Consider the following 26,281-nt stretch of genomic DNA (forward strand, 5'->3'; position numbering starts at 1 on the left):
GAATAGCTAATGCGGTGGAAGGTAGCGATATTAACGGCAAGCGATAAAGGCTCGCGCGGGGAACGCGAAGATACGAGCGCGCAGGTCATCCGCGAGCTGATCGAGGAAGAGCTGGGCGGCGAAATCGTCGAGTACCGGATCGTTCCGGACGAGCAGGACGAAATTATGGCGGCGCTCATTGAGATGACGGAATATTTCCATGCCGATCTCGTGCTGACGACAGGCGGGACGGGGCTGGCTCCGCGCGACGTGACGCCCGAGGCAACGCTTAAGGTAATCGACCGCGCCGTTCCGGGCTTGGCCGAGGCGATGCGGATGGGCGCCCTGCAGAAAACAAGAAGGGCGATGCTCTCGCGCGGGGTATGCGGAATCCGCGGAAGTTCGCTGATCGTCAACCTGCCCGGCAGCCCGAAGGGTGTTCATGAAAGCATGATGGCCATCATGGACCAGCTTCCGCACGCGCTGGGAATTTTATCCGGACAGCTGGGGGAGCATAACGGATGAGCGGGCAGCAAGAGCAAGCGGCAGAGACAGCCGAAGTCCGGAGCGAAACCGTGCTGAAGGAAGTGCCGGTGCACGAGGCGGTCGGACTGCGTCTCGCGCATGATTTGACCCGGATCGTTCCCGGGCAGTTTAAAGGCCGGCTATTCAAAAGAGGCCACGTCATCACCGAAGCCGACATTCCCGCGCTGCTCGATATCGGCAAGGAGCATATCTACATTATGGAGCTTGGAAGCAGCGAGCTCCATGAGGACGACGCCGCCATTCGGATGGCCGAGGCTTTGTGCGGCGAGAATATGCGGCTGTCGGAGCCGCATGAAGGCAAGGTCGGCATGAAATCGGAGATATGGGGACTTGCCGATATAGATAAATCGATCGTTGACGCCATCAACGGGCTGGGAGACATCGCGCTTGCCACGGTCAAAACAAACACGGTTGTAAAGCCCGGCGGCCAGCTGGCGGCGACCCGGGCAATTCCGCTCGTCGTCCCGAAAGCCAAGGTCGAGAAGGTTGAGCGGCTGGCGACCGAATACCGCCGGAGCCGCGGCGGCGCTTCTCCGCTGCAGGTGCGGCCGTTCCGTAAGCTGAGAGCGGGCTTGCTGACGACAGGCAGCGAGGTGTATGGCGGCAGAATCGAGGACAAGTTCGGTCCCGCCGTAAGGAGAAAGCTCGAGGAGCTTGGCTCGGAGGTTGCCGAGCAACGGTTCGCTCCGGACGATCGACAAACAATTGTCAAGGAAATACACTATTTGCTTGAACAGCGTTATGATATGATACTAGTGACCGGCGGCATGTCCGTCGATCCCGATGACCGGACGCCGGGCGCCATTAAAGCGTCGGGTGCGGAGATTGTCAGCTACGGAACGCCGATGCTTCCGGGCTCCATGCTCCTCATCGGCTATTTGCAAGGCATCCCGATTCTGGGGCTGCCGGGCTGTGTGATGCATGATCCATACACATCCTTCGACGTCCTGCTTCCCCGCATACTGGCGGGAGACATTATCGAGCGGGAAGATATAACCGGTATGGGTTACGGCGGGTTGTACGGCTGCTAGCCGGGCCCGCAGACGATAGGATTTTATTTTGGGAGGTAAATCAGATGTCGGGAATAGGTGCCACAGGCATTATTCTGCTTGTACTTGTCGCTCTGCTTCTGTTTGGGCCGAACAAGCTTCCTGAGCTTGGCCGCGCTTTCGGACGGACGCTTCGCGAATTCAAGTCAGGCGCAAGAGAAATTATGGACGACGACGACCGCAAGGAGAAGGACGCGAGCCGGATCGAGGTCAGAAGTCAGGAGAATACGGAGAAGGAAAACAAGCGGCTGCCGGATTAATCGGGCCCGCTTTTTTCTTGACATTTTAACGAAGGGGGAGTGGAAATGGGAAACGATGCTAGAAGTCATTCGAGTCCGAAGTCACGGAAGGAACTGATCCGCGAGGAAGGGCTGATGCCGCTGCTTGAGCATCTGGGAGAGCTTCGGAAGCGGCTCGTTTATGTCATTATTGTCCTTGTGCTGGGACTGGTCGTCGGTCTTGTGCTCGCCGAACCGGCGTACAACTTTCTGATGAGCCAAGAGCCGGCCGATTCGATTTCGCTGCATACCTTCTCCTTGTGGGACGGGATCGGGATGTATATGAAGTTCGCGTTCTTCATCGCGCTTATTCTGTCGATCCCGGTCATCGCCTATCAGCTGTGGGCATTTGTGAAGCCCGCGCTGCGGGAGAACGAGCAGCGGTCCACGCTGAAATACGTGCCGTTCGCGTTGATTATGTTTTTGATCGGACTGGCTTTTTCGTATTTTGTCGTGTTTCCGCTCGCCTTTAATTTTACGAGAACCGTGTCGCAGCATTTGAATCTGGAAGAGACGTACGGGATTGCGCAATATTTCTCGTTTATGTTCAATTTGCTGCTGCCGATTTCGCTGCTGTTCGAGCTGCCGCTCGTCATCATGTTTCTGACGGCAATCCGTCTGGTCAATCCGAAGCGGCTCCGGAAGATGCGCCGGATCGCCTATTTTGTCATGGTGCTGATCGGGGTTATGATTACGCCGCCGGATTTTATATCCGACGTTCTGGTCGCGATTCCGTTAATCTTGCTGTATGAGGTCAGCGTATTTTTGTCGGGCACGGTGTACAAAAAGCAGCTGGCGGCCGATGCGCGGTTTGAGGCGGAGTACGGCCAATCTTTGAATAAAGCTTAATGGCGCTAGGAATTGCCGTTTCACCAGGTGACCGGCCAACCAAAGAACCCTTGATTCTGTCAGGGTTCTTTGTGCTTTTAACGAATTGCTGCGGGAAGTCTCCCATCCTCTCTAGGTGGCGAGATGAATCGCAGCCCGCTTTGAACAAACGTTCAACGGAATGTCATTCACCACTTCCTTATAGGAACGTATGTAAACCAGCAATATTGAGGTCCGGATTCCGAATCCGGGGATTAAGGGATAAGACCGGTCCCAAATCGATGCCATATTTTGATGCAATTGTCCGGAGAGTATCCTTCTTGCCCGCAACATAGATCCGCATTCAGATCATCTCCTTCATCGATATATACTTGCACTATGTATATGAGGTGACCCTGAGTTACGAGTACGCCCTGCATGGCATACGAAAAAGAACGTCAGACTCAGTGAAGGAGATTCGCGACTATGCAGCGAACCCATTCATGGACCCGAATCTTTCGCAGAATATGCGGATGGCCTTCTCGAAACGTCAACAACCAAGTGATCTAGAAACTATGGTCTCATAAAGGGCAGATAGAGTTATTTCTCGTTAGAAAGAGGGAGGTTTCAAATGTCAGGCCATTTGAATCGGGAACAGTTTCCGCTAAGCGATGCCCGGTTTCTGGACAAGCGCAGAAGCGGCAAAGCGCACTGTGAGCCGGGCTGGAACTGGTGTCCGCAGCCGCTGCCTGACTTCGATATATGGTATGCGGTATCCGGCAAGGGGCGGATGAAGCTCGGCGGCACCGAATATACGATTGGGAAAGGTTGCTGCTTCCTCGTGCGCCCCGGTGACCGGCCGGAGTCGGTACAGGATCCGAACGATCGGTTGACGGTCATTTTCGCCCATTTCGACGTAGCGGACTCCCGTACGGGCGAAGCGTGGAACCCGGAGCTGATGCCGGGCAGATTTGCGCAAGTAAAGGAGCCGTTCCTGTTTGAATCGCTGCTGAATCGGATGCTGCAAGTCGTCGATTCCGAAGACGCATGGCGTGAACAAGAATTCGATCTTCTGCTGAAGCATGCGATGCTGCACATGTACCAAAGCCAGCAACCGCCGTCTTCGTCGTCGTCCGGCAAGCAAAAACAGCTGATCGCACGGCTTGTCTCCAAAATTCGCCAAGACCCCGGACGGCGAATCTCCCACCGGGAGCTTGCCGAAGAGGCGCAGCTCTCCCCGGAATATTTGAATGTGTTGTTCAAAACCTGCACCGGCAGATCGATCAGGACGTTCATCACTGAAGCCCGTCTCGAGCGGGCGGCCATGCTGCTGGCGGAAACGGCGATGAACGTTTCGCAGGTGGCAGAAGCGCTCAATTACGCCAATGTGTATTTGTTCAGCAAACAGTTCAAAGCCAAATACGGCTTGCCGCCCTCCGCGTATAAACAGAATGTGCCGCCATCGCTTCCGCATAAAGGATAGCGCTTCGTCATTCTCAGGAAGTCGGCCGAACGGGACTTCCGGTTCTCGGTATAAAGATTATCGGTTTGCGGCCATTTGCCGTCCCCCTTCTCCCCGGTACAATAAAAGCGAACAACAAATCCGCAAGAAGCAGAGGGAGGGGCCGTTCAAATGGAGAAGAAAAAGTCTAATCGCACGCTGTTTTCCTACGACAATATGGAGGAAGTACAGCTCGCGCAGACGATCGCGAACACGATGTACCGATACGAGAACTTACCGGAGCACCGAATCGAAAGCATCGAGCAATTAAACGAGGAACACGTCAGGCAGTTTTGGGAACGAGGGTATTTGGTCGTTGATCGGGTGCTGAGCGAGCAAGAAATCCGCACGTCGATCGACGCGTTGATGGATATTATTTACGATCGTTCCGTCGGCTCGAGAGTGCAATTCGTCAAGCCGAAGTCCGAGCTTCTTACCGAAGAGGCCAAAGAACTGGCGGCGCGCAAAGTACACGAATTTGCGGACCATGAACCCCGGCTTAGAGCCATCGTCGATCACCCCGAAATTATAGGCGCGCTGGAGAAGCTGTTTAGCGAAAAGCCAAAGATGGTTCAGGATCAAGCGATTTTGAAGCCGCCTACCGGCGGGGCTGAGAAGCCTTGGCATCAGGACATGGCATACGGCAATCTGGCGTACGACAAGCCGGTCATCGGAATCTGGCTCGCCCTGGATCCTGCAGAGCTCGATAATGGCTGCATGCACGTCATCCCTTATTCCCACCGGACCGGCGCCACGCCGCATTACGCGGAAAGGGATTGGCAAATTTGCGACACCAGCGTGCATGTCGATCGCGACGTTGCCGTACCGCTGCAGCCGGGGGGAGCGCTCATTTTCTCGGGACTGCTGCATCACGGGACGCCGCCGAACTTTTCCAACAAGCGCCGCCGCTCTCTTCAAATCCATTACGCGCCGGAATCGGCTGCTAAGCTGAAACCGCAAGCGTACAAGCAAATGTTCACGAACGAAATGACCGGAGCCGAATGTTGAACGGCGGGAATGACTCTTTCACAGGCGGGTATTCATTATGGCTGAAATAACTCGATTAAACGACGGTTCCCAAGAAGCGCCCCGCTTAGAAATTCATCAATCATGGTGGGCAATGGCAGGTCTTGGGGAAGATGGCCGCGAATGGACAATCGAAGAAAAGTTTGAGGAGATAGCCAAGGCCGGATTTACAGGAATTCTGGGCCGGCTTCCGTCCCCGGAACAATCTGAACGCTGGCGCCGATTGTTAGATGAATATGATTTTAAATTCGGTATTCATTCTTTCCCCTTTCATCGAGACGATCTGGAAACCATCATTCGGGAAGCGCAAAACTTCGGAGTGGATTATATCAACTCACAAGTTGCAGATTCATTTATTACGGATTCGAAGGCCGTTTCCTTGCTGCGCGGTCTTATTACAGCTGCTTCGGAAGCGAAGATCCCTTATTTTATTGAAACTCACCGCGGTAGAATTACTCAAGATTTACTCCGTACCGTACAGTATGTTCATGATGTTCCCGAGATTCAACTTACAATCGACCTTTCGCATTATGTTGTTGCCGGTGAAATGTTCTTGCCGAGCGATCAAGTTGAGTCTTGAACTTAAAAAGATTGCCGAATCCCTTTTGTAAAAATCCCTTACGACCGCTGAAACGGTCGTAAGGGATTTTTTTGCGTGCCTGGAGCTTCTAGTCCAGATGCAGATAGAAGGTCGCCGATTCTCCAAGCTCGCTCTTCGCGTAAAGCTTGCCGCCGTGCTGATCGACGATGGTTTTGGCGATGGCAAGACCAAGTCCATGGCCGCCTTGGGCGCGGGAGCGGGAAGTATCCGTCCGGTAGAATCGGTCGAAGATCCGGTGCAAGTGCTCCGCGGCAATTCCTTCGCCTGTGTTGGTGACCGACAGGATAACATCGTGATGCTGTTTCTTCAGCACAATCCGGATCGATCCGCGCGGACCCGCGTATTTGATGGCATTGTCGAGCAAAATCATGATGACCTGCTTGATCTGCCCGCTGCTGCCATTCACCGTCAGTCCGGGCTCAATATCATAGTCGAGCTGGAGATCCTTCTCGAAAATAACGGCTTCCATCGTCAGCATAATCGTCTCCACCGCTTCGCTCAGATCGAACTCGGCGCGCATCATGGCGGAACGCGAGTCCTCCATCTCGGTCAGATAGAGGAGATCTCCCGTCAGCTTGGCCATACGTTGCGTCTCCTGCTTAATGACATGCAGCCACTTGGCCTGGTTTACGATCGTATCCTCGCGGTTGGCGAGCAGCACGTCCGCGTTGGTCTGAATGACCGCAAGAGGCGTCTTCAATTCGTGGGAAGCGTCGGCGATAAACTGCTTCTGCTTCTCGAACGCCTCCTTGACCGGAGCGATGGAGCGGCTGGCGAAATAACGGCTGATGAAATAAATGACGACGAGCATAACGAGAGCAACGGCCCCAAACGTATAAATCAAATTCGTTAAGATGCCCTGCTGCGCGGTGACATCCATGAAGACGAACATGCTGCGGGCGTCAGCGGTCGGCTGAACGATGAACGCCCATTCATTGCCGTCCAGCTTGAGTTGGCCGGTCGTATTGCCCGCTGCTAGTGCTTTCTCGAGCGCCTCCCGGTAGAAGGACTCCTCCATATCAAACCGCGAGTCGGTGCTCGTTAACGTGCCGGAGCTGTCCGCTTCCAGCTTGAACGATACAGACCGTTCGGGCCGCCAGCCGTCGTCCTCCATGCCTGCAGGCGGCTCTCCCTGGAACTCATCCGGAGGCGCTGCGCCGTTATCGTCAGGTTCAAACCGTCTAGGTCCGTCCTGCTGTTTATGATAAGCTTCCGATACTTGATGAAGCTCCATATCGATGTCGCGTTTCACGTCTTGAAAGGTGATGGCATAGATGGCCGTGAAAGCAGCCAGCATCATGACGGTGATCGTGATCAGGTTCAGCAGGAGAAACCGGTTTTTGAGCTTTTTGAACATGCTGCTACGTCGCCTCCAGGATGTACCCGACGCCCCTGATCGTTGCAATCTTCACGGACGAATGGAGGAAGGTCAGCTTCTTCCGCAGGAACGAGATGTACACCTCCACATTGTTGTATTCCGCGTTCGAATCGAAGCCCCACAGCTTTTCGATAATTTGCTCCTTCGACGTGACGGCCAGCTTTCGCGTCACAAGCAGCTCGAGCAGCTCGCTTTCCTTTAAGTTCAGCTTCAATTCCTTTCCCTTGACGGTCAGTTTCAATTGAGCCGGATTCAGCTCCATATCCCCGAACGTCAGCGCATCTTCCGGGACGACCTCTCCCTTACGCCTCAGCGCAGCGCGTATGCGGGCCATCAACTCCTCGGTCGAGAACGGTTTGGCGATATAGTCATCCGCGCCGTAATCGAGTCCGGTTACTTTGTCCGTAATCTCGCCTTTGGCCGTGAGCAGGATGACCGGCGTCGCCGCACCTTCGCCCCTAAGCTTGCGGAGCACGGTGAAGCCATCCATCTCCGGCATCATGACATCAAGCAGCAGGAGATCGTAGATGCCGCTCTGCGCGTAATCGTAGGCGGAACTGCCGTCATAGACGACATCCACGGAGTAGTTCTGCTTTTTCAATAATTGGGATAAGGCTTCCGCCAAATGTATTTCGTCTTCCGCGACCAAAATTCGCATCGGCTGTTCATCCTTTGCTGTTTTTCTAAACTTGATTTCCCCATTATAACAAGCGAACCTTTAGCCAACCTTAACTGTTTTCGTTCGAATGCTTTCGGCCGCTATATATAGGAAGCGCGATTTCTTTGAGTAAATGTAAATGGATTTAAGATTCATTAAAGGTTGCGGGACTAAGATACAGACATGAGAGATGAGACCACAGCGGACCGCGGAAAGGAATGAAACAAGGATGGCCATTGAAGTGTTCAACCGGTACGAGAACAAATATTTGCTGGACCATGATGCGTACCTTCGATTTTATAGCGACCTTCTTGATTACATGGAGCTTGACGATTATAACAAGCAGCATGAATTTTATTCGATCAGCAACCTCTACTTCGATACTCCGCACAATTCGCTCATCCGGACGAGCCTGTCGAAGCCGAAGTACAAGGAGAAGCTTCGGCTCAGAGCGTACGGCGTGCCAAGCGGCGGGGCGAAGGTGTATCTGGAGATGAAGAAGAAGGTATTCGGTCTCGTCAACAAACGAAGGACGGGGCTGAAGCTGAACGAAGCGTACGAGTTCGTGCGAACCGGGATCGAGCCGGCATTCCAGACTTACATGAACAAGCAGGTGATCGAGGAAATCAAATATTTCCTTTGCCGCTACGAGCTCGAACCGAAGGTGTATCTGGCTTACGAGCGGAAGGCGATGTTCAGCAAGGAGAGCCGGGATCTCCGCATTACGTTCGACACGAACATCCGACATCGACGGTACGACCTGGGACTGGAGTTTGGCGATCATGGCGAGCTTCTCGACACGGCCAACTTGTGGCTGATGGAAGTAAAGGCGGAGAATACGATTCCGCTGTGGCTGTCGCGGTTGTTATCGGAGCATGGATTATACCGCACGAGCTTTTCCAAATACGGCAACGAATACAAGAAGACGGTAAGACACAGGAACGAGCGGCCGGCGTTGCGGCCGCAGCCGACACCAACTCCGCAATCGACAATAACAACACCATTTATGGAAAGAGAGCGTGTACTCTATGTTTGATTTCGAATCCTTGTTTAATCCGACGGCCGCGGCAACGACGATGACGCTTGGCAGCTCGGTCGTCACGATCCTGATCGCCATCGCCCTCGGCGCCATGATCAGCTTCACTTACATGAAAACGAACCAGACCGGATATTCGCAAAATTTTACTTTAACGATGATCATTCTGCCCACAATCGTTGCCATTATTATTCTCCTGATCGGCAGCAATATTGCAAGGGCGTTCAGCCTTGCAGGAGCCTTCTCCATCATCCGGTTCCGAAGCGCGCCCGGCGATCCGAAGGATATCGCATACGTCCTGTTCACGATGGCGGCCGGTCTGGCTTGCGGCGTAGGCGCCTTCGGCTACGCGGTATTGTTCACTTTCATCCTTTGCGCCTTGATGTTCATCTTGAGCAAAACCAACTTCGGAGCGAGAAAATCGGCTCAGAAGCTGCTTAAAGTTACGATTCCGGAAAGCCTGGCCTACGAAGAAGCATTCGCCGAAGTATTCGCTGTGTTTGATGCTGCGTATGAGCTGAAAAAAATCCGCACGACCGAGCTTGGCAGCTTGTACGAGCTCGTATACACCGTGACGTTGGATCAGAACACGAACCAGAAGGAATTTCTCGACGCGATCCGGTGCCGCAACGGCAATCTGGATTTATCCCTGACGATGGTCCCTACGGTTCAGGCCGAGTATTAAACCAACAACCATTACAAATCGGAAGGAAGATCGATATGAAAAAGACGAATTTCAAACATTATGCAGGCATAATCGCTTTGTGCACGGTGCTGCTGGCTTCGGCCTGCAGCAATGGCAGCAATAATACGGCGGCATCCGACAATGCGGCGGGCGTGGAGACCGTTTCGACGGATCAGCAGACGGAGACGGCAGCGGTTGCGGCAACCGAGCTGTCGATGGACGAACTCGTGACGTTCGACGATGAAGACTATAACACGGAGTGGAGTGAAGACAGCTCGACGAAAATTGTTTTTAACGGCACATCGGCCAGCGTGACGGGAGCCGGAGCCGCAGCAGGCGAAGGCGGTTCGGTAAGCATAACGGAAACCGGCACGTACGTATTAAGCGGCACAGTGAACGACGGCCAGTTGACGGTAAACGCGCCGGACGGCACGGTACATCTTGTCCTGAACGGCGTGGAGCTGCATGATAACGACAGTGCGCCGCTGTATATCGTGGAAGCGGGCAAGGTTGTGATGACGCTGCAGGAAGGCACGGAAAACAACCTTTCGGACGGCACGAACTACGTCTATGCCGATACGGCCGCCGAAGAACCGAACGCGGCCTTGTACAGCAAGGCGGACCTGACGATTAACGGAACGGGCAAGCTGACGGTGGAAGGTAATTTCAACAACGGCATCAACAGCAGAGACGACTTGAAGCTGGTATCGGGTACGATCGCGGTTAAAGCAGCAGACGACGGCGTATTGGGCAAAGACCGCGTGGCTGCTCTGGAAGGCGCGACACTGACGGTGGAAGCGGGCGGAGACGGCGTAAAAGCGACGAACGCTGAAGAAGAAGGCAAAGGCATTATTGCTATCGGCGGCGGAACGTTCAACATTACGTCCGGCAACGACGCGCTTCAAGCGGAAACTTCCATGCTGGTGAATGGCGGTATGTTCTCACTCCTAACTGGCGGCGGCAGCGTGAACGGAAAAACGCATGTCGAAGAGCGCGGCGGCTGGGGCGGCGGCGGCGGCCAGGCTGCGCCAGATCCGGCAAGCACGGCGGCCGGTACGGATACGGCGGCGGTAGAAGAAGAAGAATCGGCAAGTGCCAAAGCGCTGAAAGCAGGTACGGATGTTCAAGTGGGAGGCGGCACGTTCAAGATCGACTCAGCGGACGATTCCGTCCACAGCAATGGCAATCTGACGATAGCGGGCGGCGAGCTTGCGCTCACATCCGGCGATGACGGCATCCATGCGGATACGGCGGTTACGATCGCTGGCGGGAAGATCATCATTACGAAGAGCTACGAAGGCATCGAAGGCTCCGTCATTACGCTGGCGGGCGGCGAGGCGACGGTAACGGCGTCCGACGACGGCGTGAACGTGGGAGGCGGCAACGACGGCTCGTCCGTGAACGGGCGTGCTGGACAGAACACGATCACCGATGGAACGCACATGCTGACGATTACCGGAGGCACTCATTACGTGAACGCGACCGGCGACGGTCTCGACTCCAACGGTTCGATCGCGATGAGCGGCGGCACGGTAACCGTAAGCGGTCCTACCAATGCGGGCAACGGCTCGCTTGATTACGACGGCACGTTCGAGATGACGGGCGGCTACCTGATCGCCGCGGGCAGCTCGGGCATGGTGCAATCGACTTCCGATACGTCGACGCAGCAATCGGTGCTTATGACCTTCCCGCAGGCATTGGAAGCTGGAACGATGGTGCGCCTCGAGGACAACGACGGAAACGCGATCGCGACGGTCGCTCCGGCAAAGACGTTCCAATCGATCATGATCAGCTCGCCTGACCTGAAGCAAGGCGGCACGTACACCATCTACTCGGGCGGCTCGTCTACCGGCACCGCAACGAACGGCTTGTATGAGGGCGGCGAGTACACCGGCGGTACGAAGGTCGTCAGCTTCGAGATTACGAGTGCCGTGACATGGGTGAACGAGTCGGGCGTGACGACTGCCCAGAGCGGCATGGGCATGGGCAGAGGGGGCGGCGGCGGGCGTCCGATGAGGGGGCAGGGCGGTCAGCCTCCGGCTGACGGCACGGTCCCTGAGGCCGCACCGCAAGGAACGACGGACACCGGCACTTTGCAATAAGGAATGACGCTCAGTTAAACCGCATCCCTGACAGTATAAATAATAAATAGAATTAGGCGGCCTTGGTCCAGTATTTCATTGGACTGAGGCCGTTTAGTTTTGGGTAACGAGCAGTTGAGTTACAATAAGTTATTTCCCTGATAGTGGTAAAATGTTAAGCTAGAAGCAAAGCATTGTTTAGAACACGTTCAGGAGGAATTTCAGCTATGTCAAAGCGAATTCTGCTCGCAGAGGATGACAACGAAATCAGCCGGCTGATTGAAAGTCATCTGAAACAGGAGAATTTCACTGTTTATTCGGCACATGACGGCGAGGAAGCCGCGGCCATTTTTCAAAAGGAAACGTTCGATTTAATATTGCTCGATTTGATGCTTCCCAAGGTAAACGGCATGGAGCTGCTCAAACAAATCCGGGAAACCAGCGTCGTCCCCGTCTTAATCATTTCTGCAAAAGGCAGCGATCTCGACAAGGCGCTGGGCCTTGGCTTTGGTGCGGATGATTATTTAAGCAAGCCTTTCTCCATGATTGAATTGACAGCCAGAGTGCAGGCTGCTATTCGAAGGGCAACGCAATATACACAAACGGAAAGCAAACCGGCCGCTCCTCCTACGGTTTCGTTTAAGGATCTCAGCCTTGATTTGCATACGTTTTCCGCAGAGGTTAAAGGAAAGAACGTACAGCTTACCTCCAAGGAATTTCATATTTTGAAGCTATTTTTAACCCATCGCAGCAGGGTATTCACCAAAGAGCAAATTTATCAGCTGATATGGGAGGACGATTATTATGGAAATGAGAACGTCATCAATGTCCATATCCGGAGACTTAGGGAGAAAATCGAAGAGGATCCGTCAAACCCGCAATACATACGGACGATTTGGGGAATCGGATATAAGATGGGCGAGTAGGATATGGTTCTTCTTTTAACGATTATTATTGGCGTATTGGCTGCGATAATTGGCTGGCAATTCTACTCCCAAAGGAAATTTAATCGGAATATCCATGAAATAACGGATAAAATATCCGGCATTATCGAACATGAAACAGCCGAGAAAGTACTGGTACCAACCGGCCAGGACGCGATTCGGCAGCTGCTCATACAGATCAACCGTCTTCTGGATTACAATCAGAAGGTCATTGCGGATTATGCCAAAAGCAAGGACAGTCAGAGGAAAATGATCTCCAATATGTCCCATGATTTGAAAACTCCGCTGACAGTCATACTGGGCTATACGGAAAAACTGTCTCAGGAGAAAGCATTGACCAGGCAAGAGGAGAAGCAGGTCATTTTGCGGCTGAACGATAAAGTGAACAGTCTGATCGCACTGCTCAATCAATTTTTTGACCTTGTAAAAATCGAGTCGGAAGATTATGAAATCCCTTTAAGCAAAATATCCCTTAATGAGGTCTGCCGGCAATGCGTGCTTGAATTTTACGATCTGCTAGTGTCAAAAGATCTTCGGGTTGAGCTCGAGATTCCGGAACGCCCCTTATATATCCTCGGTAATGAGCATGTCCTGCATCGGATATTAAACAATTTCATTTCGAATTCCATCCGGTATGGAAGCGACGGGGGAGTTTTTGGATTAACGGTTCGGGAAGAAGGAGAATTCGTTGCCGTTGACGTTTGGGACCGGGGAAAAGGGATTGCAGAGGTGCACCAGGGACGTGTTTTCGACAGACTTTATACATTAGATGATGCCCGAAATCCGCAATTTCAAGGAAGCGGGCTGGGACTCAGCATTTCCAAACGTTTGACGGAGGAGATGAGGGGGACGATCCGCCTAAGCAGCACGCCGTTTGAGAAGACAACCTTTACCTGCGTATTTAAGCGATTAACCTACTAAATGCTTCAAGAGATGTTCTGCTGCCGCCGGACATCTCTTTTTGTTTCAAATGCCAAGGCTTAAGAAACATGTAAGGAATGGGAAAGAAAAAACTACATTTTCGGGACTATTATAAAAGTAACAAAGGAAACAAATTGTACTCACGGGAGGTTCAGTTCTATGAATGCAATCATTCAGACAAATGAACTAACAAAAACGGTAAAGGGAAAAACGATCGTAAAAAATGTCAATCTTATCGTCAAAAAAGGCGAAATTTACGGTCTGCTTGGGCCTAACGGCGCAGGAAAAACAACGATTATGAAAATGCTCACCGGCCTCATCATTCCGACCTCCGGAGAGATCATGCTGTTTGGCAAGAAGCTTGCCGAAACCTCCAAAGAAGGCTTGAAGCGTGTCGGGAGCATTATTGAATACCCGATATTTTATGATCACCTGACGGCAATGGAGAATCTTCGGATCCACTGCGAATACTTGGGCTTTTATGATAAGAGGGCCATGATCCAAGCACTGGATATGGTTCAGCTGAAAGGGATCGGGGATAAAAAGGTTAAGGATTTCTCGCTGGGCATGAAGCAGCGTCTGGGAATTGCACGGGCCGCGATTACTAAGCCGGAGCTGATCGTGCTGGATGAACCAACTAATGGCTTGGATCCGATCGGCATTAAAGACATGAGAGATCTGATTCGAACGCTCAACAAGGAATATGGGATCACGTTTCTCCTTTCGAGCCATATCTTAGGGGAAATTGAGCAGGTGGCGGACAGAATCGGCGTCATTCGGAACGGACAATTGGCCGATGAAGTGTCTTTGTCAGACATTCGGCGGCAGCGGACCGATTATATTGAGCTTTTAACCTCGAACGTGCAAAGATCGGCTTTTTTGCTGGAGCATGAGCTTCAAGTTTCCAATCTTAAAATCGTAAAGGACAACAGAATCCGGATCTATGATGCCGGCATATCCGCCGGTCAAATATCAAAGCTGCTGATCTCGCAAGATATTGAAATTGAAGAGATCCAGAAACATACAAGCACGCTGGAAGATTACTTTTACCATCAAATCCAAGGGGGAGATAAGGTTGATTAAGCTGATTGAACTCGAATGGAGAAAGTTGGACCGAAAAAAAGTATTCGGTGAAGTAATTATTTATTGGGTCATTCTTATGTTTTTGCCGGTTTTCTTTCTCAAAGTCGTCTTTGCCGATAATCCGGCTGTTCATTTTGGCGAGAGTTATGGGGCGGCGATTGATCTGATGCTGCCGATCCAGATGGGGTTCCTTTTGTTTGGGGCGTCTCTGATCAATCATGTTTTCATTGAAGAGTATAAGAATAAAACGATGGCCCTTTCATTCGGATACCCGCTTAGTCGAAAAAGACTAGTTATGGTGAAAGTGCTGTTTATCGCCTTGGCGGTATTCTTCTGTTCGCTAATATCCTTTGTGCTTGCAGGTATTACAACCTATGGGCTTGATCAGGCGCTTGAGGTCATTGACGGTTCGCCGTCGGCGGCGGACCTGATGACCTATGTCGTCCGGATGATCATTCACTCCTTCGCGACCGCGCTTGCCTCGTTGATTCCGCTTTTTTTGTTTGGGATTTGGAAGAGGGCAGTCATCCCAACGGTCGTTTGCGCCATTTTTCTCATGCAGTTCCCTAATTTTCTCGGTCTGCTTCGTATTACGCTGAATCCGGACCTTTTTTACGCCATACTCAGCTTTTTGGGTGTGGCAAGTGTTTACTTGTCTGTAAAACTGGTAAATAGATTAGGGGACCTGTAGTCGTATAAAAATTAATATTTTTTTGATCCCTAATGACTATTAAAAGTTTTAACTTCCTATTGGATAATAAAGTTATGTTCATAAACTAGTGATATATTCAGTTTTCGGTGAATAAGTCCAATTTTATTATCATTTTCGATGGAGGTATCCATATGTTTCAAGTTCAGTTGCTGAGCTTCAATAAAAGGAAATTGAAAATATTGACATCCATCATTTTCGCCATTTTTATTTTTAGCATGTCCGTTATGCCCGTATTAGCAGCATCGCCTGCGAAAACGGTAAAAGCTTCGGCAACACTCGCCTACAATCTTAAAGGACTTAAACACAACGTCGCTGTCCAGAAAGCTTACATCGCTTCGAAGTATGTTTACGTAACGCAGCGGTCCGGGGGAACCTGTTATCTTTCCAGATTGCTCATTAAAGGAAGTAATGCCACCTACGTTGATGAAATGACCGTCACCAATACCGGTCATTGCCAAACGCTCGATATGTACACGTATAAGGGTATCAATTACTTTTATTTCAGTTCAAAAGCGGATTCTTCCACATCGTATTACTGGTCGCTCCAGGTAGCAAGACTTCAATACTCGCCCGGCGCGAAATACGATTATACGGATCTTCATCGGTTCACCTATATGAACTACGCCAATAAGAAAGGTTCAAGATTAGGCGAGACATACCGTGTCGATGCCGGCGGCAACAGTACTCATACCGTTTTCCGCGTACAAACGAAAGAAGGAACGGTAACTTGGTCCATTTACGACACGGTAAAATTGAACAAGCTTCTTGACGGCAAAGAACAGGTGCGAATGGACAGTGCGGCGGCGAAAGGGGCCTGCGTCGCCAGCTTTACCCAGTCGGGCGGAGCTATTGTCAGACCGAACGGATCTTTCCAGGGTGCGGATATGCTCGGCAGTACGGAAATCTATACGTCAGGCGGGGCGGAAGGCGATACTCCGCAGATTGCTATGATGTCAAACAAAGGGGCATACAAAACCCTTGTGAAAATTACAAATGTGGGAGCCCATGAAATCGAGGGAGTACAGACAAAAAACGGCAACGTTTATTTTACTATAGTGACGGATCCGGTAAATAAAAAAAATACGCAGAAAATTTATTACGTTTCGGATAGCCTATTTTAACTGAAAGATATAATATTTTCATCTTATTGCGAAGGGATTTGAGCTTATCGCGACCGACTCTAAACCGCAGCTTAGTGCAGCAGTGAAACAAACAATCAAAAAAAGAATGTCCAGCTCCCCAAAATGGGTCCATAAAATCATCCAACCCATGAGACAGACAAAACGTTTTTTCAGGGAACCTGGTTTTCGTTCCGCACTTTTTACGCAGCTGTTTCAGGCCAAGCATGTGCATCAGACAACACCCCTAACCGCCATGGATCGGTATCCTGTCATTTTTAACGCTTGCCGGGATTATTTCGAAGGAAAAGAAAACCTCAACATTTTATCCTACGGCTGTTCAACGGGCGAAGAAGTGGTAACCCTTCGCAACTATTTCCCTAACGCCACGATTATAGGCGCAGAAATCAATAAACGCAGCCTCGCTGCTTGCAAAAAACGCCAAACGGACGAAAAAATAAGCTTCGTGTATTCCCGCATCGATGAAATCAGAAAACATGGCCCCTTTGACGCTATCTTTTGTATGGCTGTCTTGCAGCGAAAGCCTCATCACATGGCGGAAACCGGCACCAGCAGTCTCAAAAAGATCTATCCGTTTGAAAAGTTTGAACACACCATCACGGAGCTCGACGACCTGCTGCGGCCAAATGGATTGATGGTTGTTCATTTTACGCAATATGACCTGCTGGATACAGCCGTTGCCTCCAAGTATGAAGCATTCGGCCCTTACACCCAGCATGATTACAAGTCCCCCGTATTCGATAAAAACAGTGAAGTAAGGAGAAACCCGGCACCGCAGAAAATCATCTTTAAAAAAACGAGCAAGTAAAACCCCGATGCAGGCATCGGGGTTTCTTTTTTATTTTAATTGACAAATCTCCAATCCGGACTTAAGATTTAAACAGCTGTTTTAAATAGTTGTTTAAAATGAATGTTTAAATCAGGATTGGAGTTGAATAAGATGAAAAACGCTTTTCAGGCTTTTATGAAGCGGCCGACTACGTGGGTGGGCATTATTACGGCGTTGATGTTTCAGGTTATTTTCTCGGCGATATGGATGACGGGGTATGACGGCGTGACGGACCGGACGGAGCAGCTGCGGATCGCGGTGGTCAATGAGGATAAGCAGATGGGGCAGCAAATCACGGATTCGCTCGTGCAGAATCTTCCGTTCGAGATGAGCCGGGAAGAGAGCCTCGAGACGGCAAAGCAGCTGCTCGATGAGCGCGAGCTGCAAATGGTCGTCTATATTCCGGCCGATTTCACGCAGCAAGCGTCGGCTCAGGAAGGTACCGCGTCCATCGAATATTTGGTGAACGAGTCGAATCCGGCTTTGATCAAAAGCGTCATGAGCGGAGCGGCTGCCCAGATTACGGCGGAGGTGAACCGGCAGGCCGTAACGTGGGGAGTTCAAGCGGTGCTTTCCCAAATGAATATGCCGGCAGATCAGGTATCGGCTGCCGCACAAGGGCTGAGCCAGCGGGTAACTGCAAATATCCAGTCGATGAATGTCGTCCAGGGCATGAACAATCAGATGGTGCCGATGATGACGGTGCTGGCCTCTTATGTCGGAGCCATGATTATGGGCATGAACTTTGAGCAGTCGGCTATGGCCATTAGCGGATCGACGGGCAAATGGCGCCGTTTTGCGGTTAGAACCGTTGTTAATATCGGGGCGGCCGTGCTCGTCTCCCTGGTTGGAGCTTCGCTGCTTTCGGCGTTCGGCGGCCAGATGGAGCAGGGCTTCCTGAGGCTGTGGCTGTTCCAGATGCTGTTTGTGCTGACCTTTATTTTCGTATCGCAAATGTTCTTGTACGTGTTCGGAATGAGCGGCATGCTGTTCAATATTATTCTCTTATCGGCACAGCTCGTATCCTCGGGCGCCATCGTTCCGCGGGAGCTGCTGTCCGGCTTTTATGTGAAACTTGGCGACGCTCTTCCGGCCACCTATGCGGTCGAAGGCAATATGAACCTGTTGTTCGGAGGTCCCGGCGTCGGTTCTGACGCAGCGGCTCTCACGGTCATCGCAGCGTCAGCCGCCGTCATCAGCGCATTCGCCGTCCTGGCGAAACGGAGGGCCGTCGCGCCGCAGCCGGCTGTATCGATCGCAGGCCAAAGCAATGCAAGATAACGGGCCTGGTTGCAGTTTGCGCGAATATGGGGCAAAATATGAGAAAACAAGCTTCGCTGGAGGAACTTGATGACGACAGAGGCGGATATTAAAATCAGAATACTGCTCGCAGCCAAAAAGCTGTTCGCGAAGCATGGCTTCGAGAAAACGACGGTACGGCAAATATGCGAGGAGGCCGGAGCGAATGTGGCCCTCGTATCGTATCATTTCGGCGGCAAGGAAAATATGTTCGGCGCTTTGTTTGAGCATTTTTTTCCGAACGATGAGCTTGCGCAGGTGGATCCTTCCCTGGATCCGGTGAACGGGGTCAAGCTGATTGTCCAGGAGGTCACGAAGTTCCGTTACAGCGATCTCGAGCTGGTCAGCATCATTCAGCAGGAAATTATTATGAATACCGAACGCATTCAAAAAATCCGTCTCCATGTCATGCCGATGTGGCGCTTGCTCAGGCTTTGGCTGAAGAAAGGACGGGAGCAGGGCTTGTTCACGTTCCGTTCTCTTGATACGACGCTGCTGTCGGTCATCGGCACGCTGCTGTTCCACCGCAATGTCTCGTACTGGGAGGTACTCATCGAGGAAGAGTGGCCCACGCTTGACGACATGATTGAGGATTTGACAACGTTCGTCCTGAACGCGCTGCAGTATAAAGAAGAATAACGGATAAAACCGCGTGCCGGCATGGCATGCGGTTTTTTTGCATGCCTAAATGCAAAAAGTCAAAATAACGGCATAGGTCATCAAAATACCGTTAAAGAATCGGAGCCCCTCTTTCCTATAATAAAAGTAACAAAACAGACAGAGGTGAAGATCATGCAGCCGCTCCAACCATCAGCCAAGGCAGCCTCGCCTAAGCTGGAAAGCAACAGCAACAGCAACAGCAACAGCAAGAGAAACGGCATCTCCCTGCAAACGAAAGAGACGCTTGCCGGCTTCCTGTTCGTCGGCCCGATGATGATCGGCGTTACGGTGCTGACATTAATTCCGATACTGGCCACCTTCATGCTGTCGCTCGCGGATTGGAACTTCATTGCGGGCTTTCAGCAAATGAAATGGGTAGGGCTGGACAATTTCGAGCGTTTGTTCCAGGATGCGGCGTTTCTGAAATCGCTCAAAAACAATGCCTTTTTCCTGTTGACCGTTCCCGTCTACCTGGCGGTCTCGATGCTCCTTGCGGTCATCATCGACAAGCATGTATATATGAAGGGATATTTCAAGGTCGCTTATTTTATGCCGTACATTTCAAGCGTCGTGGCGGTGGCGATCGTCTGGCAGGTGCTGTTCCATCCGTCGAACGGACCGGTTAACCAGCTGCTGATGTCGCTCGGCATCGACAATCCGCCGAAGTGGATCGCCGATCCGAAATTCGCGCTTCCGTCGCTGATGATGATTTCGGTCTGGACGTCCATCGGCTTCAACATGATCGTCTATATCGCAGGCTTGCAGTCGATTCCGCGCGACCTGTATGAAGCGGCCGATATCGACGGCGCCGGCACTTGGGTCAAGTTCAAAAGCATTACGTTTCCGCAGCTGTCCTCAACGTCGTTTTTTCTGCTCGTGACCGGCATTATATCGACCTTCAAAGTATTCGATCTGATCGCGATCCTGACGAAGGGCGGCCCGATTTCCTCGACAAGCATGATCGTCTGGTACTTGTACGACACCGCCTTCGTTAATTTGAAAATCGGCTACGCCTCATCGATGGCGGTCGTGCTGTTCGCCTGCGTTATGCTGATTACGGTGCTGCAGTGGATCGGCCAGAAAAAATGGGTCAACTATTAAGAAAGGAGCGAAACCTATGACAATCACCAAGCTGGAAAGAATCCGCAAAAGCGTCATTACGCTCCTTATGCTGGCGGTAAGCATCCTGTTTCTGCTGCCGTTCATCTGGATGCTGTCCTCGTCGTTCAAAATCGAGGCGGACGTGTTCAAATATCCGATCGAGTGGATTCCGTCGCAATGGCATATCGTTGAAAATTACCGCGAAGTATGGGTAGGCAAGTTTCCTTTTTACAAATACTACTGGAATACCGTGAAGGTGACCGTGCTGACGACCGCATTGTCGGCCTGCGTTTCGGCGCTTGCGGCCTACGGGTTTTCCAAAATCCAGTTCAGAGCCAGCAAATATTTGTTCCTGATCGTGCTTGCCACCTACATGATTCCGCATCAGGCGATTTTGGTGCCGCAGTTCATTTTGTACCGCTCGATCGGATTTTTCGACAGCCATCTTGGACTTATCTTGCTCAGCAGCTTCAGCGTGCTCGGTACGTTCATGCTCCGGCAGTTTTTTATGGGCGTTCATAACGAATATATCGAATCGGCGAAAATAGACGGTGCGGGACATTGGCGCATCTTCTGGAAAATCGCGTTTCCGCTTGTGCGTCCGGCGGTTGCGACCTATGCGATTTTGCGCTTCATCTGGACGTGGAACGATTATCAGAATCCGCTCATCTTCCTGAGAACCGACAAGCTGTATACGATTCAGCTGGCGATGCAAAAGTTTACGACAATAAACGGCGAATTTTATTCCTTGATGATGGCTGCCGCCGTATCCGCGATCGTTCCTTTGCTGATCGTATTCGTCATCGGACAAAAAAGCGTTATCGAAGGCATTGCGCTCGGCGGAGTAAAAGGATAGTCATCAAAACCCGGAAGCGGCGAAAAGTCAAAATAAGAGTAAAGGTAGTCAATATAGGAGTATGGAACGGTGCAAGCGTGTTGCTACAATGAATACAAGTAAGCGGATACAAACAAAAAAGAGGGATCACATTGAGGAGGGTTAAGATGTACAAAAAAATGAAAGTATGGGGAACGCTTCTGTTATCGACGATGATCGTACTGACCGGCTGCTCGGGCAACGGAGGCAATGAAAATGCGGGCAACGGCACGAACGCTCCAGCTGCGACGAATTCGGGGCAGGAGGCGGAGGGCGAGCCCGTTACGATTAAGCTTCATACATTCGGCAACGAAGCGAATTATAACTGGACCAAAACGATTGCGGCTTTCGAAGAAAAAAATCCTGACATTAACGTCGACGTTATCGTACTAAGCGAGAAGGGCGACACCCAGGAGGCGATTCAGAAGCTGGATCTGGCCGCATCGTCCAACGAGCAAATGGACGTTCTGATGTTCAGCGACCCTGCAAGCTACGCCCAGCGCGTCGGTCTTGGCATGGTGGCCAAGCTGGATGATTTCATCGCTGCCGAAGGATATAAAGTAAATGAAGATTACAAGGTCGATACGACGCTGAACGGAAGCGTCTATGCGCTGCCGGGCAAATTTAATCCATGGTATGTGCTTTTGAACAAAACGCATTTGAAGGAAGCGGGCCTTGAAGTTCCGACGGACTGGACCTGGGACGACTTCACAACCTACGCGAAGAAGCTCACAACGGGCGACGGCGCTTCGAAGCGCTACGGCACGTATTTCCACGGTCCGCAAAACGGCGGCTGGATGGAGTTCCTGAAGCTGGCGCTTGCGAACCAGGCCGAGGAAAGTGACTTCCTGAAGGCGGACGGCACCTCCAATCTGGATAACCCGCTGTTCCGCAAAACGCTTGAGCTCCGCCTGCAAATGGAGAAAACGGACAAATCGGCAACGCCTTACACGGATATGATTTCCCAGAAGCTGCATTACCGGAACCAGTTCTTCAACCAGGCGGCAAGCATGATCATGATCGGCAGCTGGATGAATACGGAGCTGGGCGGAACCGACCAATTCCCGCTGAATTTCGAGGTGGCCGTCGCTCCGATTCCGAAGAACGATGCGGCGGACGAGGGCGGTTACACGATGGTGACGACCGACTATGTAGCCGTTGCGGAAAACTCCAAAAACAAAGAGGCGGCTTACAAATTCGTACGCTGGTATACGACGGAAGGCCAAATCGCACAAGCCAAAAACATTCCGGCATGGAACGGCGTTGAGGATTCGCAAATGGAATCGATAATCGACACGATTCTGGCCGGCACGAAAAATCCGGAGAAGGTCGATAAGGCATCCCTTCTGAACGTGCTGTCGAACGCCAAGTCCTCGAAAATCATTCCGCCGGTCACGTACCAGTCGGAAATGTATAAAGTGATCAATGAAGAATACGAGAAGCTGATCTACGAACAGCAGGATATCGATCAAACGATCGATTCGCTGCAGGAAAGAGTTCAACAAATTATTGACGCCAACAAATAACAAATGGTTATAATTTAAATGTTGCTTAAATGGAAGCCTTAACAGGAGTATAAGGGGTGCAGCCGTCAAACTGCGCTCCTTTTTCCCATTACCCAGCGTCCCGCGAGACTGGAGGCCCGCTATGCCGAACCGTTCGAAGCCGTTTCACTGGCCACGGTCATTTCGTTTCAAGCTTATCGTATCGTCGATCGTATGCATTTTACTGCCGGCGGTCACTACCCTGTTTATCTACAACATGCTAACAAAAGATGCGGTAAGGGATGAGGCGGTGTCGCAATCCCGCCAGAAGCTTGAGCTTGTGGACGGCTATGTGACGAATTTGTTCGAGTATATGCTCTTTATGGCTAACAGTGTGCAAGTGGATACGGAATTAAACATGATTATGAAAGCAATTGCAGCAGGAAAAACGTACGAAAGCCCGAACGGGGAATACGAGCGGCATAACGACCGCGCCAAAATTTTGAATAAAATCGACAGTATGTCGGTTTTGGGGGAAAAGGTATACGTCTCGATCCTGCTGCGGGACGGCTCGAGCTTCGCCAACTATCCGCTCGATGAGTTTAATCCGAACCGGTTCCGTGAACAATCCTGGTTTCAAGAGCTCGATTCGCTCAAGGGAATGCAGTCCTATTGGGTAGGCACGACGCCGACCATGTTCGCGAGGGAGTGGAAAGAGGATCCTTATCAAATTTCGATAGCGCGGACGCTGCGCAGCGGGGTGAATGCGTACGGTTATGTCGTCGTCACGATCTCGCAAAAGCAGGTCAGCAGCGTGTTCGAAAAGCTGGAGTCGGAGCAGGAAACGATGCTGCTTGACGGGAGAGGCGTCATTCTATCCCATCCCGACCCGCTCCGGATCGGGGAAATTTTCAAGGATGCGGAGCTTGCGGAAGGACAGCGTAATCCGACGATTTTGGCGAAAGAGGACGGGCAGTACATTCTTTCTTCCAAGCAGCTTGAACTGACCGGGTGGGAGCTCGTTTCTCTGACGCCGTACAAAAAGGCCGTCTTCAAGCTGAATTCGATATTCAGCCGTGTCTTTACGTACCAGCTGATTTCGTTTTGCGTATTTCTGTTTTTGTTCGTTTATTTGATCCGCACGTTTACGAGGCCGCTTGTGCGGCTCGGCCTGGTCGCGGAGACGGTGCGGCGGGACAATCTGGAGGTCCGGTCCCACATCAGGGGGAAGGACGAAATCGGCTATCTGGGCGAATCCTTCGACCAGATGCTTGACCGGGTGAAGGGAATGATCGCCGAAGTGACGAGGACGCAGGCCCGCGAGCGAAAGGCGGAGCTTGCGATGCTGCAGGCCCAGATCAACCCGCATTTTTTGTTTAACGTGCTGAACTCCATCCGGATGAAGGCGATGAAAAACGGCGATCTCGAAAGCGCGGAGATGATCAGTTCTTTGTCGAAGCTGCTGCGGATGACGATCAGTCAGGACAAAGGCACGATTCCGTTCCGCGAAGAGGTGGATACGCTGAAGGAATACGTGCTGCTCATGAATATGCGGCAAAGGGAAGAGGTACGGCTGGAGCTGGATTTGTCCTCCCAAACGCTGGAGACGCAGGTGCCCCGTTTTTTTCTGCAGCCTTTAATCGAAAACGCGCTTATTCACGGATTGAGCCAAAGGGCGGGAACGGTCCGGATAATTTCGCGGGAGGAAGCCGGCCGGATGTCCATCACCGTGCAGGATAACGGAAGAGGCATGGAGGATTCCGAGCTTGAGCTGCTGCGGGCCAAGCTGGACCTTGCAGCCTCCCGAAGCGCCGGAGACCGGAGCGCAAGCGGCAAATTTTCCGGCCTGGGGCTGTCCAATGTGTACGAAAGAATGATGATCATGTATGGGGACAGCTTCTCGATGACCGTGAACAGCCGCGTGTCGGAAGGGACGGAAATTACGATTACGATGTACATTCCACAACAGGCGGTGATGAACGATGTATAAGGTCATGCTCGTGGATGACGATTATCCGGTGCTGGACCTGATCAGCTACGCGATCGATTGGGAAGGGCTCGGCTTGCAGCTGACCGGCCTGCACGAGAACGGCTTAAGCGCGCTGGAGGCTGCGGAGCACGACATGCCGGATATCGTCATTACCGATATCGGGATGCCCAAGATGGACGGCCTCGAGCTGCTCCGCCGGCTGAAGGAGCGAAAGCCGGATTTGCAGGCGGCGATTTTGTCCTGCCACAGCGAATTCCACTACGCGCAGCAGGCGGTCAAGCTTCAGGTGAAGGAATATTTGCTTAAGGACACGCTCGACCCTTCGGATATCCGCCGCTTGCTGCTGCAATTTATCGCCGTACTGGACGAGCAAGGCTCGCTTCAGAGCAAGCAGCAGCAAATGGAGCTGCTGGTCGACCGGAATAAGGCGCTTATGAAGGAGAAGTTTATCCGGGCAACGATATCCCAGCCGATGCTGGACGGCGGGAAGTGGAGAAGCGAGCTGGGCTCATTCGGCTTGTCCTTTCAGGAAGGGGAAATTATTATCCCGGTGATCGGCCTGCTCGACGACTTTCTGTATGCGAAGCGGCGCTTCATGACGGAGGACGTGCTGCGCTTTGCGTTGGATAATGTGATCGAGGAGACGATCCAGGCGGAAGGATATCGATCGGCCCATTTTTCGTACAGCCCTCAGGAGTCGATTTTGCTGCAGGTGTTTCCGGCGGGGCTTCAGATTAACGGGTACGAGGAGTCGAGGCGGATGATGGGCCGCATCGGCCAAGCGATTCAGAAAACGCTGAAGCTGACGATGTCCTTCCAGATCGGGGACGGCAGCGGCTCACCCGAGCTGCTTAAGGCATCGCTCGCTGTTATGCGTGCGAATACGATGGAGCGCTTTTACCGCGATCCCGGCTCTGTCGTCCGCAGCCGCACCGGGCTGAACGCGGCCGGCGACAGCTTCTCGGCTCTGAACGAAGCCGGCGAGAAGCTGCGGGAGCTGCTGCAAGGCAAGGATGAAACGGCGGTCAAAGAGACGGCCGCAAGCTGCCTGGCGGAAGCGGAGCGGCAGAAGCTGGCGCCGGAGACGCTGAAGGACTGGATGCTGAAGCTGCTGCTGGATGCGAAGGTGAAGCAGCAGGTTGCCGCCATGCAGCGGCCGGCGCAGTCCGAGGATGCCCTTTACAGCGAAGTGATGGAGCTGGGCAGCTTTCCCGAATTGAAGGCATGGTTCATGGAGCGCTGCCTGTCGGCTGTTACAGCGTCGAAGCAGACCGGGCTCCAAAGCCGGAGGTCGGAGGTGGCGGAGGCTTGCGACTTCGTCTGTCTCCATCTTGACCGAAAGATCAGCCTGGAGGAGGTGGCCGAGCGGCTCTACCTGAACCCGAGCTATTTCAGCAGGCTGTTCAAGAAGGAAACCGGCGAGACGTTTATCGAATATGTAACGAGGATGAAAATGCACAGAGCCAAGGAGCTGCTTGACCGGACCGGCGAGCCGGTCGGCAAAATATGCGAAACGCTCGGCTACGATAACCAAAGCTATTTCATCAAGCTGTTCAAATCATTTGCGGGCGTGACGCCGGTCGAATACCGAAGCCGGCAGCATCGCGGATAAGATAGGGG

At 52.1% G+C, this 26,281-nt stretch carries 25 protein-coding genes; 23 read left to right on the forward strand and 2 right to left on the reverse strand.

Features of this window, described 5'->3' with window-relative positions:
- Positions 1 to 9 precede the first annotated feature (9 nt).
- The 7 genes from KP806_RS16840 (at position 10) to KP806_RS16875 (ending at position 5,766) form a co-directional block, all read left to right on the forward strand.
- A complete protein-coding gene (locus KP806_RS16840) occupies positions 10 to 504 on the forward strand; it encodes a MogA/MoaB family molybdenum cofactor biosynthesis protein (protein ID WP_224724880.1) in 495 nt (164 codons plus the stop codon).
- Positions 501 to 1,556, forward strand: coding sequence for a molybdopterin-binding protein (locus KP806_RS16845; protein ID WP_224724881.1), 1,056 nt, complete (start codon positions 501 to 503; stop codon positions 1,554 to 1,556). Before KP806_RS16840 ends, KP806_RS16845 begins: the two co-directional genes overlap by 4 nt.
- Before the next feature lie 44 nt (positions 1,557 to 1,600).
- Complete coding sequence (locus tag KP806_RS16850; RefSeq protein ID WP_224724882.1) at positions 1,601 to 1,834, forward strand: twin-arginine translocase TatA/TatE family subunit; 234 nt, start codon at positions 1,601 to 1,603, stop codon at positions 1,832 to 1,834.
- 45 nt (positions 1,835 to 1,879) lie between these two features.
- The gene (gene tatC / locus KP806_RS16855; protein WP_224724883.1) at positions 1,880 to 2,701 is read left to right on the forward strand and encodes a twin-arginine translocase subunit TatC; all 822 of its coding nucleotides are present in this window, start codon (positions 1,880 to 1,882) and stop codon (positions 2,699 to 2,701) included.
- Between the two features lie 589 nt (positions 2,702 to 3,290).
- Positions 3,291 to 4,142 (forward strand): AraC family transcriptional regulator, encoded by an 852-nt coding sequence (locus tag KP806_RS16865; RefSeq protein WP_224724885.1) that lies wholly within the window; start codon positions 3,291 to 3,293, stop codon positions 4,140 to 4,142.
- A gap of 150 nt (positions 4,143 to 4,292) precedes the next feature.
- Entirely contained in the window at positions 4,293 to 5,168 is an 876-nt protein-coding gene (locus KP806_RS16870) for a phytanoyl-CoA dioxygenase family protein (RefSeq protein WP_224724886.1), read from the forward strand.
- Between the two features lie 37 nt (positions 5,169 to 5,205).
- Positions 5,206 to 5,766, forward strand: coding sequence for a sugar phosphate isomerase/epimerase family protein (locus tag KP806_RS16875; RefSeq protein WP_224724887.1), 561 nt, complete (start codon positions 5,206 to 5,208; stop codon positions 5,764 to 5,766).
- 88 nt (positions 5,767 to 5,854) lie between these two features.
- Here KP806_RS16875 and KP806_RS16880 read toward each other — a convergent pair whose 3' ends face one another.
- Entirely contained in the window at positions 5,855 to 7,144 is a 1,290-nt protein-coding gene (locus tag KP806_RS16880; RefSeq protein ID WP_224724888.1) for a sensor histidine kinase, read from the reverse strand.
- Between the two features lie 4 nt (positions 7,145 to 7,148).
- A complete protein-coding gene (locus KP806_RS16885) occupies positions 7,149 to 7,823 on the reverse strand; it encodes a response regulator transcription factor (RefSeq protein WP_224724889.1) in 675 nt (224 codons plus the stop codon).
- A 229-nt stretch (positions 7,824 to 8,052) separates the two neighbouring features.
- Between KP806_RS16885 and KP806_RS16890 the strand changes: the two genes are divergently transcribed.
- From KP806_RS16890 to KP806_RS16965, 16 genes are all read left to right on the forward strand, one after another.
- Complete coding sequence (locus tag KP806_RS16890) at positions 8,053 to 8,859, forward strand: polyphosphate polymerase domain-containing protein (RefSeq protein ID WP_224724890.1); 807 nt, start codon at positions 8,053 to 8,055, stop codon at positions 8,857 to 8,859.
- Complete coding sequence (locus tag KP806_RS16895; RefSeq protein WP_224724891.1) at positions 8,852 to 9,544, forward strand: DUF4956 domain-containing protein; 693 nt, start codon at positions 8,852 to 8,854, stop codon at positions 9,542 to 9,544. Before KP806_RS16890 ends, KP806_RS16895 begins: the two co-directional genes overlap by 8 nt.
- A gap of 35 nt (positions 9,545 to 9,579) precedes the next feature.
- Entirely contained in the window at positions 9,580 to 11,646 is a 2,067-nt protein-coding gene (locus KP806_RS16900; RefSeq protein WP_224724892.1) for a carbohydrate-binding domain-containing protein, read from the forward strand.
- A 206-nt stretch (positions 11,647 to 11,852) separates the two neighbouring features.
- Complete coding sequence (locus tag KP806_RS16905; RefSeq protein WP_318153660.1) at positions 11,853 to 12,551, forward strand: response regulator transcription factor; 699 nt, start codon at positions 11,853 to 11,855, stop codon at positions 12,549 to 12,551.
- Between the two features lie 3 nt (positions 12,552 to 12,554).
- Positions 12,555 to 13,490, forward strand: a complete 936-nt coding sequence (locus KP806_RS16910; protein WP_224724893.1) for a sensor histidine kinase — start codon at positions 12,555 to 12,557, stop codon at positions 13,488 to 13,490.
- A 159-nt stretch (positions 13,491 to 13,649) separates the two neighbouring features.
- The gene (locus KP806_RS16915; RefSeq protein ID WP_224724894.1) at positions 13,650 to 14,573 is read left to right on the forward strand and encodes an ABC transporter ATP-binding protein; all 924 of its coding nucleotides are present in this window, start codon (positions 13,650 to 13,652) and stop codon (positions 14,571 to 14,573) included.
- Positions 14,566 to 15,264, forward strand: a complete 699-nt coding sequence (locus tag KP806_RS16920; RefSeq protein WP_224724895.1) for an ABC transporter permease — start codon at positions 14,566 to 14,568, stop codon at positions 15,262 to 15,264. The genes KP806_RS16915 and KP806_RS16920 overlap by 8 nt, the downstream gene beginning before the upstream one ends.
- Before the next feature lie 152 nt (positions 15,265 to 15,416).
- Positions 15,417 to 16,406 (forward strand): helveticin J family class III bacteriocin, encoded by a 990-nt coding sequence (locus tag KP806_RS16925; protein WP_224724896.1) that lies wholly within the window; start codon positions 15,417 to 15,419, stop codon positions 16,404 to 16,406.
- An 82-nt stretch (positions 16,407 to 16,488) separates the two neighbouring features.
- A complete protein-coding gene (locus KP806_RS16930) occupies positions 16,489 to 17,232 on the forward strand; it encodes a class I SAM-dependent methyltransferase (RefSeq protein WP_224724897.1) in 744 nt (247 codons plus the stop codon).
- A 132-nt stretch (positions 17,233 to 17,364) separates the two neighbouring features.
- On the forward strand, positions 17,365 to 18,534 hold the full coding sequence (locus tag KP806_RS16935; protein WP_224724898.1) for a YhgE/Pip domain-containing protein: 1,170 nt from the start codon (positions 17,365 to 17,367) through the stop codon (positions 18,532 to 18,534).
- Between the two features lie 69 nt (positions 18,535 to 18,603).
- Positions 18,604 to 19,191 (forward strand): TetR/AcrR family transcriptional regulator, encoded by a 588-nt coding sequence (locus KP806_RS16940; protein ID WP_224724899.1) that lies wholly within the window; start codon positions 18,604 to 18,606, stop codon positions 19,189 to 19,191.
- A 153-nt stretch (positions 19,192 to 19,344) separates the two neighbouring features.
- Positions 19,345 to 20,313 (forward strand): carbohydrate ABC transporter permease, encoded by a 969-nt coding sequence (locus KP806_RS16945; protein WP_224724900.1) that lies wholly within the window; start codon positions 19,345 to 19,347, stop codon positions 20,311 to 20,313.
- Positions 20,314 to 20,329: 16 nt separating this feature from the next.
- Positions 20,330 to 21,169: a carbohydrate ABC transporter permease gene (locus KP806_RS16950; protein WP_224724901.1), complete on the forward strand. Its 840-nt coding sequence runs from the start codon at positions 20,330 to 20,332 to the stop codon at positions 21,167 to 21,169.
- A gap of 146 nt (positions 21,170 to 21,315) precedes the next feature.
- Positions 21,316 to 22,713 (forward strand): ABC transporter substrate-binding protein, encoded by a 1,398-nt coding sequence (locus KP806_RS16955; RefSeq protein ID WP_224724902.1) that lies wholly within the window; start codon positions 21,316 to 21,318, stop codon positions 22,711 to 22,713.
- Between the two features lie 121 nt (positions 22,714 to 22,834).
- Positions 22,835 to 24,661, forward strand: a complete 1,827-nt coding sequence (locus KP806_RS16960; protein WP_224724903.1) for a sensor histidine kinase — start codon at positions 22,835 to 22,837, stop codon at positions 24,659 to 24,661.
- Positions 24,654 to 26,273 (forward strand): response regulator transcription factor, encoded by a 1,620-nt coding sequence (locus KP806_RS16965; RefSeq protein WP_224724904.1) that lies wholly within the window; start codon positions 24,654 to 24,656, stop codon positions 26,271 to 26,273. Before KP806_RS16960 ends, KP806_RS16965 begins: the two co-directional genes overlap by 8 nt.
- Positions 26,274 to 26,281: the final 8 nt, after the last annotated feature.

This window comes from Paenibacillus vietnamensis (assembly GCF_020169515.1).
Lineage (GTDB): Bacteria > Bacillota > Bacilli > Paenibacillales > Paenibacillaceae > Pristimantibacillus > Pristimantibacillus vietnamensis.